Raw genomic sequence first — 13,382 nt, forward strand, 5'->3', positions numbered from 1 at the left:
AGCCGCCCCGCATGGCGCGCGTCACCGTCGAAGACTGCATCGAGAAGGTCGAGAACCGCTTCGAGCTGGTGCTGCTGGCGAGCCACCGGGCCCGCCTCCTGGCCGCCGGCGCCCCGCTGACCATCGACCGCGACCGCGACAAGAACCCGGTCGTGGCCCTGCGCGAGATCGGCGACGAGACCATCACGGCCGACGACCTCAAGGAGCAGCTGATCCACTCGATGCAGAAGTACGTCGAGGTGGACGAGCCCGAGGCCGAGACCGTGCCGCTGCTGTCGAGCTCGCCGGCCGCCGCCGCGGTGGCGCCGCAATCCTCCAGCGACGACGCGGCGGTCCAGTTCGACCGCATGAGCGAGGAGGACCTGCTGCGCGGCCTCGAGAACCTCGCCCCGCCGGTCGAGACCGACGACGAGGGCGAGTGAGCCTGGACACGTGGGCCTGGATGGGCGCGACCTGACAGAGTCCGGACCCGGCGGAGACGCCGGGTTCTCTCGTTCCGTGGCCGGCCCGCCGGCATCCGGTGCGGCCCCGCCGCCGGGGGCTGGCGCCGTCCCGGCGGCCGCGGAACCGTCGCGCGTGATCCCGGCCCCGCGCACGGCCCCGGACGCGCCGGTCCCGTCCCGGCGGATGATGCGCCAGTACGAGCTCGTCGAGCGGGTCAAGCGCTACAACCCGGCCGCCGACGAGGCGCTGCTCAACCGCGCCTACGTGTACGCCATGCAGGCGCACGGCACGCAGAAGCGCGCCTCGGGCGATCCGTTCTTCGCCCACCCCCTCGAAGTGGCGGCGATCCTCACGGACCTCCACCTCGACGACGCCACCATCGTGGCCGCGGTGCTGCACGACACCGTCGAGGACACCGAGGCGACGCTCGAGGAGATCCGCCGGCTGTTCGGGCCGGAGATCGGCGCCCTGGTCGACGGCCTGACCAAGCTCAAGCGCCTCGACCTCGTCTCCAAGCAGGCCGCGCAGGGCGAGAACTTCCGCAAGCTGCTGCTCGCGGTCGCGGCGGATGTCCGGGTGCTGCTGGTCAAGCTCGCCGACCGCCTGCACAACATGCGCACCCTCCAGCACATGCGGGAGGACAAGCGCCACCGCATCGCGCAGGAGACGCTGGACATCTACGCGCCGCTCGCCGGCCGCATGGGCATGCAGGAGCTGCGCGAGGAGCTGGAGGACTTGGCCTTCCGCAACCTGGAGCCGGAGGTCTACGCCACCATCACGCAGCGGTTGACGCGGCTCTCCGCCAAGTCCGAGACCGTCGTCGAGACCATCGCGCAGGTGCTGACCGAGAAGCTCGGCGCGCAGGGGATCACCGCCGAGGTCAGCGGCCGGCAGAAGCGCCCGTTCTCGATCTGGTCGAAGATGGAGCGCAAGTCCGTCGCCTTCGAGCAGCTCTCCGACATCTTCGGCTTCCGCGTGGTCGTCGACACCGTGCAGGATTGCTACGCGGCGCTCGGCATCGTCCACACCAGCTGGCCGATGGTTCCGGGCCGGTACAAGGACTACGTCTCGACCCCGAAGCAGAACGATTACCGCTCGATCCACACCACGGTGATCGGGCCGAAGAGCCAGCGCGTCGAGCTGCAGATCCGCACCCGCGCCATGGACGACATCGCCGAGTACGGCATCGCCGCGCATGCCCACTACAAGGAGATCGGCACCGAGCTGGTGAAGGACCCGGCCCGCGCCGAGGGCAGCGTGCATCCGCGGCTCGCCGCGGAGAGCGGCGCCTACCAGTGGCTGCGCCGGACCATCGAGCTCCTCGCCGAGGGCGACAGCCCCGAGGAGTTCCTGGAGCACACCAAGCTGGAGCTGTTCCAGGACCAGGTGTTCTGCTTCACCCCGAAGGGCCGGCTGATCGCCCTTCCGCGCGGCGCGACGCCGATCGACTTCGCCTACGCGGTCCACACCGACGTCGGCAACACCGCGGTGGGCGCCAAGATCAACGGCCGAATGGCGCCGCTGCTGCACGAACTCGCCAACGGCGACGAGGTCGAGATCAGCCGCTCAGACGGGGCCTCGCCCCCGGCGGCCTGGGAATCCCTCGTGGTGACCGGCAAGGCCCGCGCGGCGATCCGGCGGGCGACCCGCACCGCCGTGCGGCGGCAATATGCCGGCCTCGGACGGCAGATCCTGGACCGGGCCTTCGAGCGCGCCGCCAAGACCTTCTCGGAGGACAAGCTCCGGGGCGCCCTGCCGCGGCTCGCCCGCGCGACGACCGAGGACGTGTTCGCCGCCGTGGGGCGGGGCGAGATGTTCTCGGGCGACGTCGTCCGCGCCGTCTATCCCGACCACCGCGACGAGCGCCGGCCCTCCGCCGCGCAGGGCGCCGCCAGCGGCGCCGGCCGGCTCGTGCGCTCCTCCGACCAGACCATGCGGCTGACCTTCCCGGGCGCCGAGGGCGGCAAGGAAGGCGGCAAGGAGGGGGAGGACGCGGATCGCAGCGACGCCATCCCGATCCGCGGCCTCGCGGGCGACCTGCCGGTCACCTTCGCGCCGAACGGCGGCGCGGTCCCGGGCGACCGGATCGTCGGCATCCTGACCCCCGGCGTCGGCGTGACGGTCTACCCGATCCAGTCGGCGGCACTCGCGGCCTTCGACAACGAGCCGGAGCGCTGGCTCGACGTCCGCTGGGACACGGAGGCGCTCGGCGGCGAGCGCTTCCCCGCCCGGCTGGCGCTCAAGTCGATCAACGAGCCCGGGGTGTTCGCCCAGATCGCCCAGGTGATCGCCGACCACGACGGCAACATCGACAACATCTCGATGAAGCGGCGAACCCAGGACTTCACCGACATCACCATCGACCTGTCGGTCTGGGATCTCCAGCATCTCAACGCGATCATCGCCGAACTGCGCGGCAAGCGCCCGGTCAACAGCGTCGAGCGCGTGAACGGCTGAGGCCGAGGGTCGCGGGGCGCGACGCATCTGAGGTTTACAGGATCAACTTCCGTAAACCACCAATTCCATGATGAAGCCCGGTTACGGTCAATTAATCCGTCCCGCGGATCCAGTTTTTCACGCCCGCACAATCTCGTGCTCTGCTTGACACGGGCCGGTTTGAAACGAATGGTCCGGCGGCCGGGGCGGGGGTCGCGCGGACCTCCGGCCGCGCCGGTCCACCCCGGATTGCAGAGCGTGGTGGCCGCGGTCGCGGCGCACCGTCCCGGCCACGCGCCCCGGCCTTTCGCCCCGGGCGAACCCTGACCGATTGTTCAGACGATTTCCTGTCACCCACGATTTTTCGGGACCTGACCTGTTCATGCCAGTCACCCAGCGCAGCGCCATCTTCATCGACGGCGCCAACCTCTACGCCACCACCAAGGCCCTCGGTTTCGACATCGACTACAAGAAGCTGCTCAAGGAATTTCAGTCGCGGGAGAACCTCCTGCGGGCATTCTACTACACGGCCATGATCGAGGATCAGGAATACTCCTCGATCCGGCCGCTGATCGACTGGCTCGACTACAATGGCTACCGCGTCGTGACCAAGCCCGTGAAGGAGTTCACGGACTCGATGGGGCGGCGGAAGTACAAGGGCAACATGGACATCGAGCTGGCGATCGACGCCCTCGAGCTCAGCCCGCACATCGACCACATGATCCTGTTCTCCGGCGACGGCGATTTCCGCTCCCTCGTCGAGGCGATGCAGCGGCGCGGCGTGAAGGTGACGGTGATCTCCACGATCCAGACCCAGCCGGCGATGATCTCCGACGAGCTGCGGCGGCAGGCCGACGAGTTCGTCGACCTCGCGAGCCTCGCGGGCCGGATCGGGCGCGAGCCCGGCGAGCGCCCGGCGCGGGCCTCCGGCGAGGCGCCGACCCGCTACCGCGGGGAGGGAAGGGCCAATCCGGGCCTGGAGAACCGCTACGGCATCCGCCAGCCGGAGGCCGAGGAGGAGTAGCGCCTCAGGCGCCGGCCCCGTCGAGCCAGTCGAGGACCTGCCGGGCGCTCCGGTCCGGCGGGAAGACCGGGTAGAACAGCTCGCTCACGACGCCGTCGTCGATCACCAGGGTGAGGCGGCGCAGCAGCACCTGGCCGCCGGCCTCGAAGGTGGGCAGGTGCGCCGCCATCGCGAAGGCCCGGTGCGGGTCGGCCAGGAGCGGGAAGGGCAGGCGCAGGCGCTCGGCCGCCTCCCGCTGGTAGGCGCTCGTCTGGGTCGAGAGGCCGAAGACCTGGGCGACGCCCCGGGCCGTCAGCGCGGCGTGGTGATCGCGGAAATCGCAGGCCTGCGGCGTGCAGCCCCGGGCGCCGGGAATGGCGTCCCAGTCGGGCGTCAGGCCCGGCCGGCCCGGCTCGCCGGTGCGCGGGTAGGCGTAGGCCACGGTGTGGCCCGGCAGCCGCGCCAGCGAGACCGTGCGGCCGTCCGTGGCGGTGAGCGCCACGTCGGGCAGGCGCATCCCGCGCAGATGATCGGCCGCGCCGTCGTCGACGGGGACCGGCAGGTCGTCGGGCAGGGTATCGTGGGTGGAGGGCATGGGTCGCTCCGCAGGATCGCAGGCTCGGGACGCCGCACCGGCCAATCCGGGATCTTGTGACATCGCGCGGTCAGCGCAAGGCGAGCGCATCACGGCCTGCGCCCCCCCCTGTCGGAACGATCGTCTTTGCGAGCGGAGCGAAGCAATCCAGCGGCACCACGCCCGCGGCGTAGCGCTGCCCTGGGTCGCTTCGCTGCGCTCGCGATGACGGCCCGGCCTCAGCCCCGGTCCCGCAGCAGCCGCGCCCGGTCGCGCTGCCAGTCGCGCTCCTTGACCGCCTCGCGCTTGTCGTGGGCCTGCTTGCCCTTGCCGAGGCCGAGCTCGACCTTCGCCCGCCCCTTGTCGTTGAAGTAGATCTTCAGCGGCACCACCGTGTAGCCCTGGCGCTGGGTCGCGCCGATCAGCTTGTTGATCTGGCGGCGGTGCAGCAGCAGGCGGCGCGGGCGCTTGGTGTCGTGGTTGAAGCGGTTCGCCTCCAGGTATTCTGGGATGTAGGCGTTGAACAGCATCAGGTCGTTGCCGGAGGGTCCGGCATAGGCCTCGCCGATCGTCGCCTTGCCGCCGCGCAGGGATTTCACCTCGGTGCCGGTCAGCGCGATGCCGGCCTCGAGCGTGTCCTCGATCGTGTAGTGATAGCGCGCGGCGCGGTTGTCGGCGACGATGCGCCGACTGGGCTCCGGTTTCGGGGCCATGATGCGTGACTTCCCTCAGTCGACCAGCAGGCCGGCGTGGCGCAGGGCGTCGTCGACGATGCGCTTGGTGGGCTCGGTCACCGGCACCAGCGGCAGGCGCAGCTCGTCGGTCATGTGGCCGAGCCGCGACAGGGCGTACTTCACCGGCGCCGGGTTGGCCTCGGCGAACAGGCCCGTCTGCAGGGGGAACAGCCTGTCCTGGAGGGTCAGCGCCCTGGCGTAGTCGCCCGCGAGCGTCGCCTCCTGCAGGTCGGCGCAGAGGCGCGGGGCGACGTTCGCCACCACCGAGATGCAGCCGTGGCCGCCGTGGGCGTTGTAGCCGAGCGCCGTCGCATCTTCGCCCGAAAGCTGGACGAAGCTCGCGCCCATGGCCTGACGCTGCTGGCTGACGCGATCGATCTTGGCGGTCGCGTCCTTCACGCCGGCGATGTTCTTCAGCTCGAAGAGCCGGGCCATCGTCTCGACGCTCATGTCGACGACGGAGCGCGGCGGGATGTTGTAGATGATGATCGGGATGCCGACCGCGTCGTTGACGGCCTTGAAGTGGGCGTAGAGGCCCGCCTGCGTCGGCTTGTTGTAGTACGGCGTCACAACCAGGACGGCGTCGGCGCCCGCGCGCTCGGCGTGCTGCGCCCGCTCGACCGCCTCGGCGGTGGAGTTGGAGCCCGCGCCCGCCACGACCGGCACGCGCCCGCCCGCCTCGTCGATGCAGGCCTCGACCACCCGGTCGTGCTCGGAATGGGTCAGGGTCGGGCTCTCGCCGGTGGTGCCGGTGGGCACGAGGCCGTGGCTGCCCTGCTCGATCTGCCAGCGCACGAACTTCCGGAAGGCGGCCTCGTCGAAGGCCCCGTCGCGGAAGGGCGTCACAAGCGCGGTGAGCGAGCCCCGCAGGCGGCTCCCGGTCATCTCGGTCATCTCAGGCGTCCCAAAGGGTCCCAGCTGGGATTTCGGCGGTCTCGGCGCCGCGCGTGGTCCGCATCGTACGGGCACGGACCGGCAGACATAGGCGGTCGCGTCACGGCGCGCAAACAGATCGTGGGGACGGTTAACGCGATCTTAATGGTCACGGCCCGATCCTCGGCCTTTCCCGCTCCGGTGATCAGTAGGGGGGAATCGTGATCCGACCCGCGGCCTCGCATCCGGCCCCGAAGCGCACGTCCCTCACCGCCGCCGCGCTCGTCGCCACCGTCGGCGTGGCGCTCGCCGGCCCGGTCGGCCAAGCCGGCCAAGCCGGCACCGACGCGCCCGCGACGCCGCCGGCCACGCAGCCCGCGCCGCCGGCGAGCGACGCCGCCCTCTCGACCGCCCAGGTCCGGGGCGCGCAGGCCGTGAAGGCGAGCGACCCTGTCGCGGCCGACGCCCTGAAGCTCGACCCGGTCCACGCCTCGAGCGGCGACGACAAGGGCGAGGAGCCCGCCCGGACGCTGCCGGCCGCGGCCTCGGCCTACGCCTCCGCGGACCCCGACGCGCCGGTGGCCTTCCCGCTGCCGGACGCCACGGTCACCCCGGCGGCCCCGGTGCCCGAGGTGCCGGATCCCGCGCGCCCGAAGATCTCCGGCGACACCGACCCGACGCTGCTGCGCGGCGCCATCGACCTCTACCGGAAGGGCCGCGTCGCCGACGGCGACCGGATGCGCGACGGCTTCACCGACCCGGCCGCGAAGGCGCTGCTCGAGTGGGTAGCGATCCGCGCGGGCGCCGGGATCGGCTTCAACCGCACCGTGGCCTTCGTCCGGGCCAATCCGGACTGGCCGGCCGGTCCGCTGCTGCGCCGCCGGGCCGAGGAGGCGCTGCTCTCCGAGAAGAAGGCGCCCGCGACGGTCCGGGCCTACTTCGCCACGTCGAAGCCGGTGAGCGCGCCGGGCAAGTTCGCTCTGGCGCTGGCCCTGCGCGCCGACGGCTGCGACGCCGACGCCGCCGAGATGATCCGAGACCTCTGGCGCACCGAGAGCTTCGGGCGGAGCCTGGAAGCGAAGGTGCTCGACGCCTTCCCGGACGCGCTGACCCGGGTCGACCACCGCTACCGGATGGAGCGGGCGCTCCTGAAGGACGATTGGGAGAGCGCCGGCCGGGCCGCCGGCTACGCGGGCGGCGCCTATGCCAGCCTCGTGCGCGCCCGCCGGGCCGTGGAGGACAAGTCCTCGGGCGCCGCGGCCGCGCTCGCCGCGGTTCCGCCGTCGCTGCGCAGCGACGCGTCCTACATCTTCTCCCGGGCGCAGTATTTCCGCCGGGCCGACAAGGCCGAAGCCGCCGCCGCCGTGCTCGCGACGGCGCCGAGCAACCCGGACGTGCTGGTCGACGGCGACGAGTGGTGGATCGAGCGCCGGATCGTGGCGCGCAAGCTCCTCGACCTCGGCGATGCCAAGACCGCCTACGCGGTGGCGAGCCAGCCGGCGGCGCGCTCGCCCGAGAAGCGCATCGAGGCCGAGTTCCACGCCGGCTGGATCGCGCTCCGCTTCGCCGGCGATCCCGCCGCCGCCGCGCAGCATTTCGCCCGGGTGGCGGCGATCGCCGAGAGCCCGATCTCGGTGGCGCGGGCCGCCTACTGGCAGGGACGGGCGGCCGAGGCGCTCGGCCAGTCGGAGGAGGCGAAGCGCTTCTACGAGCGCGCCGCCCTGCAGCCGATCGCCTATTACGGCCAGGTGGCCCGGGCCCGGCTCGGCCAGACCAGCCTGCCCCTGCGGGCGCCGGCCGACCTCGAGGGCGCGGAGCGCCAGGCCTTCGACGGGCGGCTCTCCATCCGCGCCCTGCGCCTGCTCGGCGAGGCCGGGATCAAGGAGCTGGCCCTGCCGCTCTACATCGACGCCGCCCGGGACCTCTCGGACTCGCGCGAGCTCCAGGCGCTCGGCGACCTCGCCACCGACATGAAGGACGCCCGCGCCCTGGTGGCGATCGGCAAGCTCGCGGTCCAGCGCGGCCTTCCGCTCGACGCCCACGCCTACCCGACGATCGGCATTCCCACCTACGAGACCTTCACGGCGGTCCCGCAGGTCGAGCGGGCCATGGTCTACGCCATCGCCCGCCAGGAGAGCCAGTTCGACCCGCGCGCCCAGTCGGGCGTCGGCGCAAGGGGGCTGATGCAGATGATGCCGGCCACCGCCCAGCGCACCGCCCGCCGGGTCTCGACCGCCTTCGACGTCGACCGCCTGACCAGCGACCCCGCCTACTGCGCGAGGCTCGGCCAGGCCCATCTCGGCGAGCTGATGGAGGATTGGCGCGGCTCCTACGTGCTCGCCTTCGCCTCCTACAACGCGGGCGGCGGCAACGTGAAGAAGTGGATCGACGCCTACGGCGACCCGCGCAAGGGCGACGTCGACGTGATCGACTGGGTGGAGCGCATCCCCTTCACGGAGACGCGCAACTACGTGCAGCGGGTCATGGAGAACCTGCAGGTCTACCGCTCGCGGCTCGACAGCCGCAGCGCCCTGCTGATCGAGGGCGACCTCCACCGCGGCGCGCGGTAGCGGGCTCCTCACCGTCTTTGCGAGCGGAGCGAAGCAGAGACGAAGTTCTCGATCTGCGGCCTGCCGCCGCGACGTAACCCACACCCCAGCTCCGCCGCGGCATAGCTTTTGGTTGTGCCCTCGCTGCCTCGCTCCCTAGAAGATGGGCCGGTCCGCATTGACCGGCTCCCGAGAGCCCGCGCTGCCGAGAGGTTCCCATGCTGCGTTCGAGATCGGGTTTCGCCCTCCTGCTGAGCACCGCGCTCGCGGCCGCCGCCCCGGCCCTGGCCCAGGAGGCCTCCACCGCCGAGCAGACGATCGACGTGATGAACACGCTGTTCGGCAAGCATCCGGGCGCCCGGGCCAACCACGCCAAGGGCGTGGTCGCCGAGGGCAGCTTCACCCCGTCGCCCGAGGCGGCGAAGATCAGCAAGGCCTCCCTGTTCCAGGGGCCGGCGGTGCCGGTGACGATCCGGTTCTCGGACGCCACCGGCGTCCCGACCATCCCGGACGGCGCGGCCGACGCCAACCCGCACGGCCTCGCGCTCAAGTTCAAGCTGAGCGACGGCTCCGAGATGGACGTCGTCACGAACTCGCTGAAGTACTTCCCGGTCGCCACGGGCGAGGAGTTCCGCGACCTCCTGAAGGCCGCCGCCGAGAGCGGCCCGAAGGCGGCCCATCCGACCGCGCTGGAGCGCTTCGCCGCCGCCCACCCGGCCGCCGCCACCGCGGGCGGGACCGCCAGGACCCCGTCGAGCCTCGCCCGGCAGACCTACAACGGCGTCAACGCCTTCATCCTGGTGGACGCCGCCGGCAAGCGGCAGCCGTTCCGGTTCCGCTTCGTGCCGGTGGAGGGCGAGGAGATCCTCCCGCCCGAGGAGGCGGCCAAGCGCGATCCGAACTTCCTGATGGCCGAGATCGGCCCGCGGGTCGCCAAGACTCCGGCGAGGTTCCGGATGCTGGCCCAACTCGCCGAGCCGGGTGACCCGACGAACGACGCCACCAAGCCCTGGCCGGACGACCGGAAGACGGTCGATCTCGGCACCGTGACGGTGAGCAAGGTCGTGCCCGACAGCGCCGAGGCCGAGAAGGCGCTGCTGTTCATGCCGAACAACCTGACCGACGGGATCGAGGTCTCGGACGACCCGCTGATCGACGCCCGCGTCCAGGCCTACGCGGTCTCGTTCAGCCGCCGCTCGCAGTAGCGCGGCCCGGCCGGGCGGAATCCCCGACCCGTCGCCTCATCCCGAGGTGCCGGAGCGGATCAGCGGCCCGTCCCGTCCTTCGGGGCGGAGGGCGGCTTCGCGCCGCCCGGCTGCCCCTTGCCCTCGACCGGGCCCGTGCGGGCGCCGTCCCGGGTGGCGCCGGTGCCGCTGAGGCCGCCCGCGCCCATGCTGGTCGTGGGCGCGCCGGCATCCTTGCGTCCCTCGGCCTTGCCCCGGCCCTCTGCGGCACCCGCGGCCCCCGCCGCGCAGGTGAGCAGGGCGGCGAGCAGCATCGTACGGTTCAGGAACCTCATGGGGCCTCCGCGAGTCCTCGTGCGCCCCGGACGGGCTTGCCGGTCCAACCGGGTGTGCCCGGCAGCGTTCCCGCTGACGACCGGCCTGTCACCCGGCGGCGCCGAGCGCGGCGGCGGCGCGCCGGCCCCGCCGCTCGGCGGGATCCTGGAACACCCCCGACCACAGGCCGAGGCGGCGCCCCCAGGCCCGGTCCGCCGCGGGCGCGTAGTCCGGCGCGAGGTCCCGGTCGGGCAGGGCGAGGCCCTGCGCCACCATCCAGGCCCCGAGATCCGCCTCGCCGACCCGGCAGAGCGCCGCGCCCGCCTCGCCCCGCGACTCGCAGGCGACGGCCGCCCCGCCGATCCGATCGGCGAGCGCCCGGGCGGCGTCGCGGCCGCACGGGTAGGACCGGTCCTGGGCATCCGCGCAGGTCGCGTCCGCCTCCGGCGCGGCGATCCCGAACAGGCTGACCTGCCGCGCGCCGACGCGCAGCGTGCCGCCGTCGATCACCTGGGCGGGGCCGCGCAGGATCTCGCCGGCCCGGGCGGGGGCGTGCCAGGACAGGCCGCCGATCAGGAGCGCGGCGAGGAGCGGCAGGCGCGAGCGGCCGCTCCTGTCGTCCGGGCAGAGGAGGGTGCCGGCCAGGCCGGCCGCGCAGGCGAGGAGGATACCGACGTAGAGCGACATGGTCTCAGGTCTCCGGAAGGGCTATGGCGACCCTTGTGCCGAAGCCCCGCCCCGCGACCCTGACGCCGGCTGTCAGCGTCCCGTCAGGCGGCGCGGCCTAGCCTGCGCCCGCATGAGCCCGTTCCCGCCCCGCCGCCTCGTTCTCGCCCTCGGCCTGCTGGCCGCCCTCGCGGGCGGGCCCCTGCACGCCGCCGAGGATGCCGACCGGGCCCGCCGGGCCCTGGAGAGCGGCGAGATCCGACCCCTCGACGTGGTGCTGGCGGCGGCCCGGTCGGCGGTGCCGGGGGACGTCGTGTCGGTCGACCTCAAGCGCGACGACGGGCACTGGCTGTACAAGCTGCGCATCCTCGGGCCCGACGGGAAGCGCCGGACCGTGAAGGTCGATGCCGGCACGCTGAAGATCCTGGACGAGGACGACGATGATTGAGGAGGCCGGCCCGTGCGCGTCCTGATCGTCGAGGACGAGCCGCGCATCGCGGCGGACATCCGGCAGGGGCTGGAGAGGGCCGGCTACGTCGCCGACGTGGTGGCGGACGGCGAGGCGGCGTGGTTCCGCGCCGAGACCGAGCCTTACGACGCGATGGTGCTGGATCTCGGTCTGCCGCGGCTCGACGGGCTCGGCGTGCTGCGCCGCCTGCGCGCTGCGGAGGTCGCCCTGCCGGTCCTGATCCTCACCGCCCGCGACGGCTGGCGCGAGCGCGTCGAGGGCATCGACGCCGGCGCCGACGACTACCTCGCCAAGCCGTTCCGCATGGAGGAGCTGGTCGCGCGGCTGCGGGCGATCCTGCGGCGCACCGCCGGCCACGCCGCGCCGGTGCTGCGCGCCGGCACGGTCGAGCTCGACACCCGCACCCGCGCGGTCAGCGTCGACGGCAGGCCCACGGAGCTGACCGCCCTGGAATACCGGCTGCTGGCCTTCCTGCTGCACCGGCCGGGGCAGGTCGTGCCGGCGGGCGAGCTGCTCGACCACCTCCACGGCGTCGGGACCGAGCGCGAGGCCAACGCCCTGGAGGCGCTCCTGACGCGCCTGCGCCGCAAGATCGGGCCCGGGGTGATCGAGACCCGCCGCGGCCAGGGCTACCTGATCGCCGGACCGGACGGGCCGTGAGGCGCGACTCCCTCCGCCTGCGGCTCGGCCTCGCGGCGGCCGCGCTGATCGCGCTGGCGCTGGTGCTCGCCGGGATCGGCCTCACGGTGATCCTCGACCGGGTGCTCGACGCCCGCACCGTCGCGGATCTGGACCGGACCGCCAAGCTCATCGCCGGCCGGGTGGGCCTCGCGCCGGACGGGACGCCGACCCTGTCCCGGGACCTGCCGGACCCGCGCTTCGCCACGCCCTACGGCGGCCTGTACTGGCAGGTCGAGGCGGGATCGCGCGCGCTGCGCTCGCGCTCCCTCTGGGACAGGAGCCTCGATCTGGGACCGGCCGGGGCGGGCGCGCAGGTCCCCGCGACCCTCGACACGACCGGGCCCGACGGCGGCCGGCTCATCGCGGTGGTGCGGCCGCTGCAGATCGGCGCGCCGGGCGCCGAGACCGCGCTGCGGGTCGCGGTAGCGGAGGACCGGCGCGGCCTCGCGGCGAGCCGGACCACCTTCCTGCGCCTGCTCGTCCCGGCGCTCGTCGCCCTGTTCGTCGTCCTGACCCTGGCGATGGGCCTGTTCGTGCACCGGGCGCTCGGCCCGTTCCGGGTGCTGCAGGCGGAGCTCCTGGCGGTCCATGCCGGGCGGCGGGCGCGGCTGCCGGAGCAGTTCCCCGACGAGGTCCGGCCGCTGGTCACCGATCTCAACCGGCTGCTCGACGCGCAGGAGCGCGCCCTGGTCCGCGCCCGCGACGCCGCCGCCGACATGGCCCACGGCCTCAAGACGCCGCTGGCGGTGCTGGACGCGCTGGCGCGCCGGACCGGGCGGGCCGACCCGGCGCTGGCGGCCGAGATCGCCGAGCAGGCGCGGGCCATGGGCGGGCAGGTGGAGCGGGCGCTGGCCCGGGCGCGGGTCGCGGCCGCGGGCGACCTGCGGCGGCGGTCCTGCCCGGTCGCCCCGGTGGCGGAGCGCCTCGTCGCGACCCTGCGGCGGCTGCCGGAGGGCGGGTCCCTCGACTGGGCCGTGGCGGTGCCCGGGACCCTCGCCTATCCGGGCGAGGAGGGCGAGCTGATGGAGGTGCTGGGCAACCTCCTCGACAATGCCCGGAAGTGGGCGCACCGGCGGGTCCGGATCACCGGGACGGAAGCCGGGACGGACGCCGGCCAGCCGGGTCTCGCCGTCGAGGATGACGGCCCCGGCATGAGCGCCGCGGCCATCGCGGGAATCGGGCGCGGCCAGCGCTGGGACGAGAGCCGGCCGGGCACCGGCTTCGGCATCGCCATCGCCCGCGACGTCGCCGAGGCCGCCGGCGCCCGGCTCGATTTCGGCCGCTCGGAACTGGGCGGCCTGCGGGCGGAGCTGCGCTGGCCGGGCGGGTAGGGCGAGCCAGGCGCCTCCCAATTCGCGCCCTCATCCTGAGGTGCCGGCTGAGGTGCCGGAGCGAAGCGCAGGCCTCGAAGGCGGGCTCCAGGGATCGCGCGGCCGGCTGGAACCCTCCTTCGA

General features: G+C 73.3%; 13 protein-coding genes. 8 read left to right on the forward strand and 5 right to left on the reverse strand.

From position 1 onward, the window contains the following. Window positions 1–11: 11 nt before the first annotated feature. The 3 genes from rpoZ to ASG32_RS07035 all read left to right on the forward strand — a co-directional run bounded on the left by rpoZ (window position 12) and on the right by ASG32_RS07035 (window position 3,904). Window positions 12–422 carry a DNA-directed RNA polymerase subunit omega gene (gene rpoZ, locus ASG32_RS07025; RefSeq protein WP_010685409.1) on the forward strand — a complete coding sequence of 137 codons (411 nt, stop codon included), beginning with the start codon at window positions 12–14 and terminating at the stop codon, window positions 420–422. A gap of 205 nt (window positions 423–627) precedes the next feature. Continuing rightward, window positions 628–2,901 carry a bifunctional (p)ppGpp synthetase/guanosine-3',5'-bis(diphosphate) 3'-pyrophosphohydrolase gene (locus tag ASG32_RS07030; protein WP_056524087.1) on the forward strand — a complete coding sequence of 758 codons (2,274 nt, stop codon included), beginning with the start codon at window positions 628–630 and terminating at the stop codon, window positions 2,899–2,901. A 361-nt stretch (window positions 2,902–3,262) separates the two neighbouring features. Then, window positions 3,263–3,904: an NYN domain-containing protein gene (locus tag ASG32_RS07035; RefSeq protein WP_020095206.1), complete on the forward strand. Its 642-nt coding sequence runs from the start codon at window positions 3,263–3,265 to the stop codon at window positions 3,902–3,904. A gap of 4 nt (window positions 3,905–3,908) precedes the next feature. Here ASG32_RS07035 and ASG32_RS07040 read toward each other — a convergent pair whose 3' ends face one another. From ASG32_RS07040 to dapA, 3 genes are all read right to left on the reverse strand, one after another. After that, window positions 3,909–4,478: a peroxiredoxin gene (locus ASG32_RS07040; protein WP_056523902.1), complete on the reverse strand. Its 570-nt coding sequence runs from the start codon at window positions 4,476–4,478 to the stop codon at window positions 3,909–3,911. Window positions 4,479–4,696: 218 nt separating this feature from the next. Continuing rightward, window positions 4,697–5,170 carry an SsrA-binding protein SmpB gene (gene smpB, locus ASG32_RS07045; protein WP_020095208.1) on the reverse strand — a complete coding sequence of 158 codons (474 nt, stop codon included), beginning with the start codon at window positions 5,168–5,170 and terminating at the stop codon, window positions 4,697–4,699. 15 nt (window positions 5,171–5,185) lie between these two features. Beyond that, window positions 5,186–6,085 (reverse strand): 4-hydroxy-tetrahydrodipicolinate synthase, encoded by a 900-nt coding sequence (gene dapA / locus ASG32_RS07050; protein WP_056523905.1) that lies wholly within the window; start codon window positions 6,083–6,085, stop codon window positions 5,186–5,188. Window positions 6,086–6,285: 200 nt separating this feature from the next. On the opposite strand from dapA, the gene ASG32_RS07055 reads away from it, so the two are divergent. Together ASG32_RS07055 and ASG32_RS07060 are read left to right on the forward strand one after the other, a co-directional pair. After that, the gene (locus ASG32_RS07055) at window positions 6,286–8,634 is read left to right on the forward strand and encodes a transglycosylase SLT domain-containing protein (protein WP_056523908.1); all 2,349 of its coding nucleotides are present in this window, start codon (window positions 6,286–6,288) and stop codon (window positions 8,632–8,634) included. 197 nt (window positions 8,635–8,831) lie between these two features. Then, entirely contained in the window at window positions 8,832–9,818 is a 987-nt protein-coding gene (locus ASG32_RS07060; RefSeq protein WP_056523911.1) for a catalase family peroxidase, read from the forward strand. 59 nt (window positions 9,819–9,877) lie between these two features. On the opposite strand, the gene ASG32_RS07065 is transcribed toward ASG32_RS07060, so the two are convergent. Then, window positions 9,878–10,132, reverse strand: a complete 255-nt coding sequence (locus tag ASG32_RS07065) for a hypothetical protein (protein ID WP_056523914.1) — start codon at window positions 10,130–10,132, stop codon at window positions 9,878–9,880. A gap of 88 nt (window positions 10,133–10,220) precedes the next feature. After that, window positions 10,221–10,799 carry a thermonuclease family protein gene (locus ASG32_RS07070; protein ID WP_056523917.1) on the reverse strand — a complete coding sequence of 193 codons (579 nt, stop codon included), beginning with the start codon at window positions 10,797–10,799 and terminating at the stop codon, window positions 10,221–10,223. 112 nt (window positions 10,800–10,911) lie between these two features. Here ASG32_RS07070 and ASG32_RS07075 point away from each other — a divergent pair, with 112 nt between their 5' ends. From ASG32_RS07075 to ASG32_RS07085, 3 genes are read left to right on the forward strand one after another with little or no spacing between them, the layout of a single operon-like run. Continuing rightward, complete coding sequence (locus tag ASG32_RS07075) at window positions 10,912–11,226, forward strand: PepSY domain-containing protein (RefSeq protein WP_056523920.1); 315 nt, start codon at window positions 10,912–10,914, stop codon at window positions 11,224–11,226. Between the two features lie 12 nt (window positions 11,227–11,238). After that, window positions 11,239–11,907 (forward strand): response regulator transcription factor, encoded by a 669-nt coding sequence (locus ASG32_RS07080; RefSeq protein WP_056523923.1) that lies wholly within the window; start codon window positions 11,239–11,241, stop codon window positions 11,905–11,907. Continuing rightward, window positions 11,904–13,259 carry a sensor histidine kinase gene (locus ASG32_RS07085; protein WP_056523925.1) on the forward strand — a complete coding sequence of 452 codons (1,356 nt, stop codon included), beginning with the start codon at window positions 11,904–11,906 and terminating at the stop codon, window positions 13,257–13,259. The genes ASG32_RS07080 and ASG32_RS07085 overlap by 4 nt, the downstream gene beginning before the upstream one ends. The last annotated feature ends 123 nt before the right edge of the window (window positions 13,260–13,382 follow it).

The sequence above is a fragment of the Methylobacterium sp. Leaf361 genome, assembly GCF_001424445.1.
In the GTDB taxonomy this organism is placed as follows: Bacteria; Pseudomonadota; Alphaproteobacteria; order Rhizobiales; family Beijerinckiaceae; genus Methylobacterium.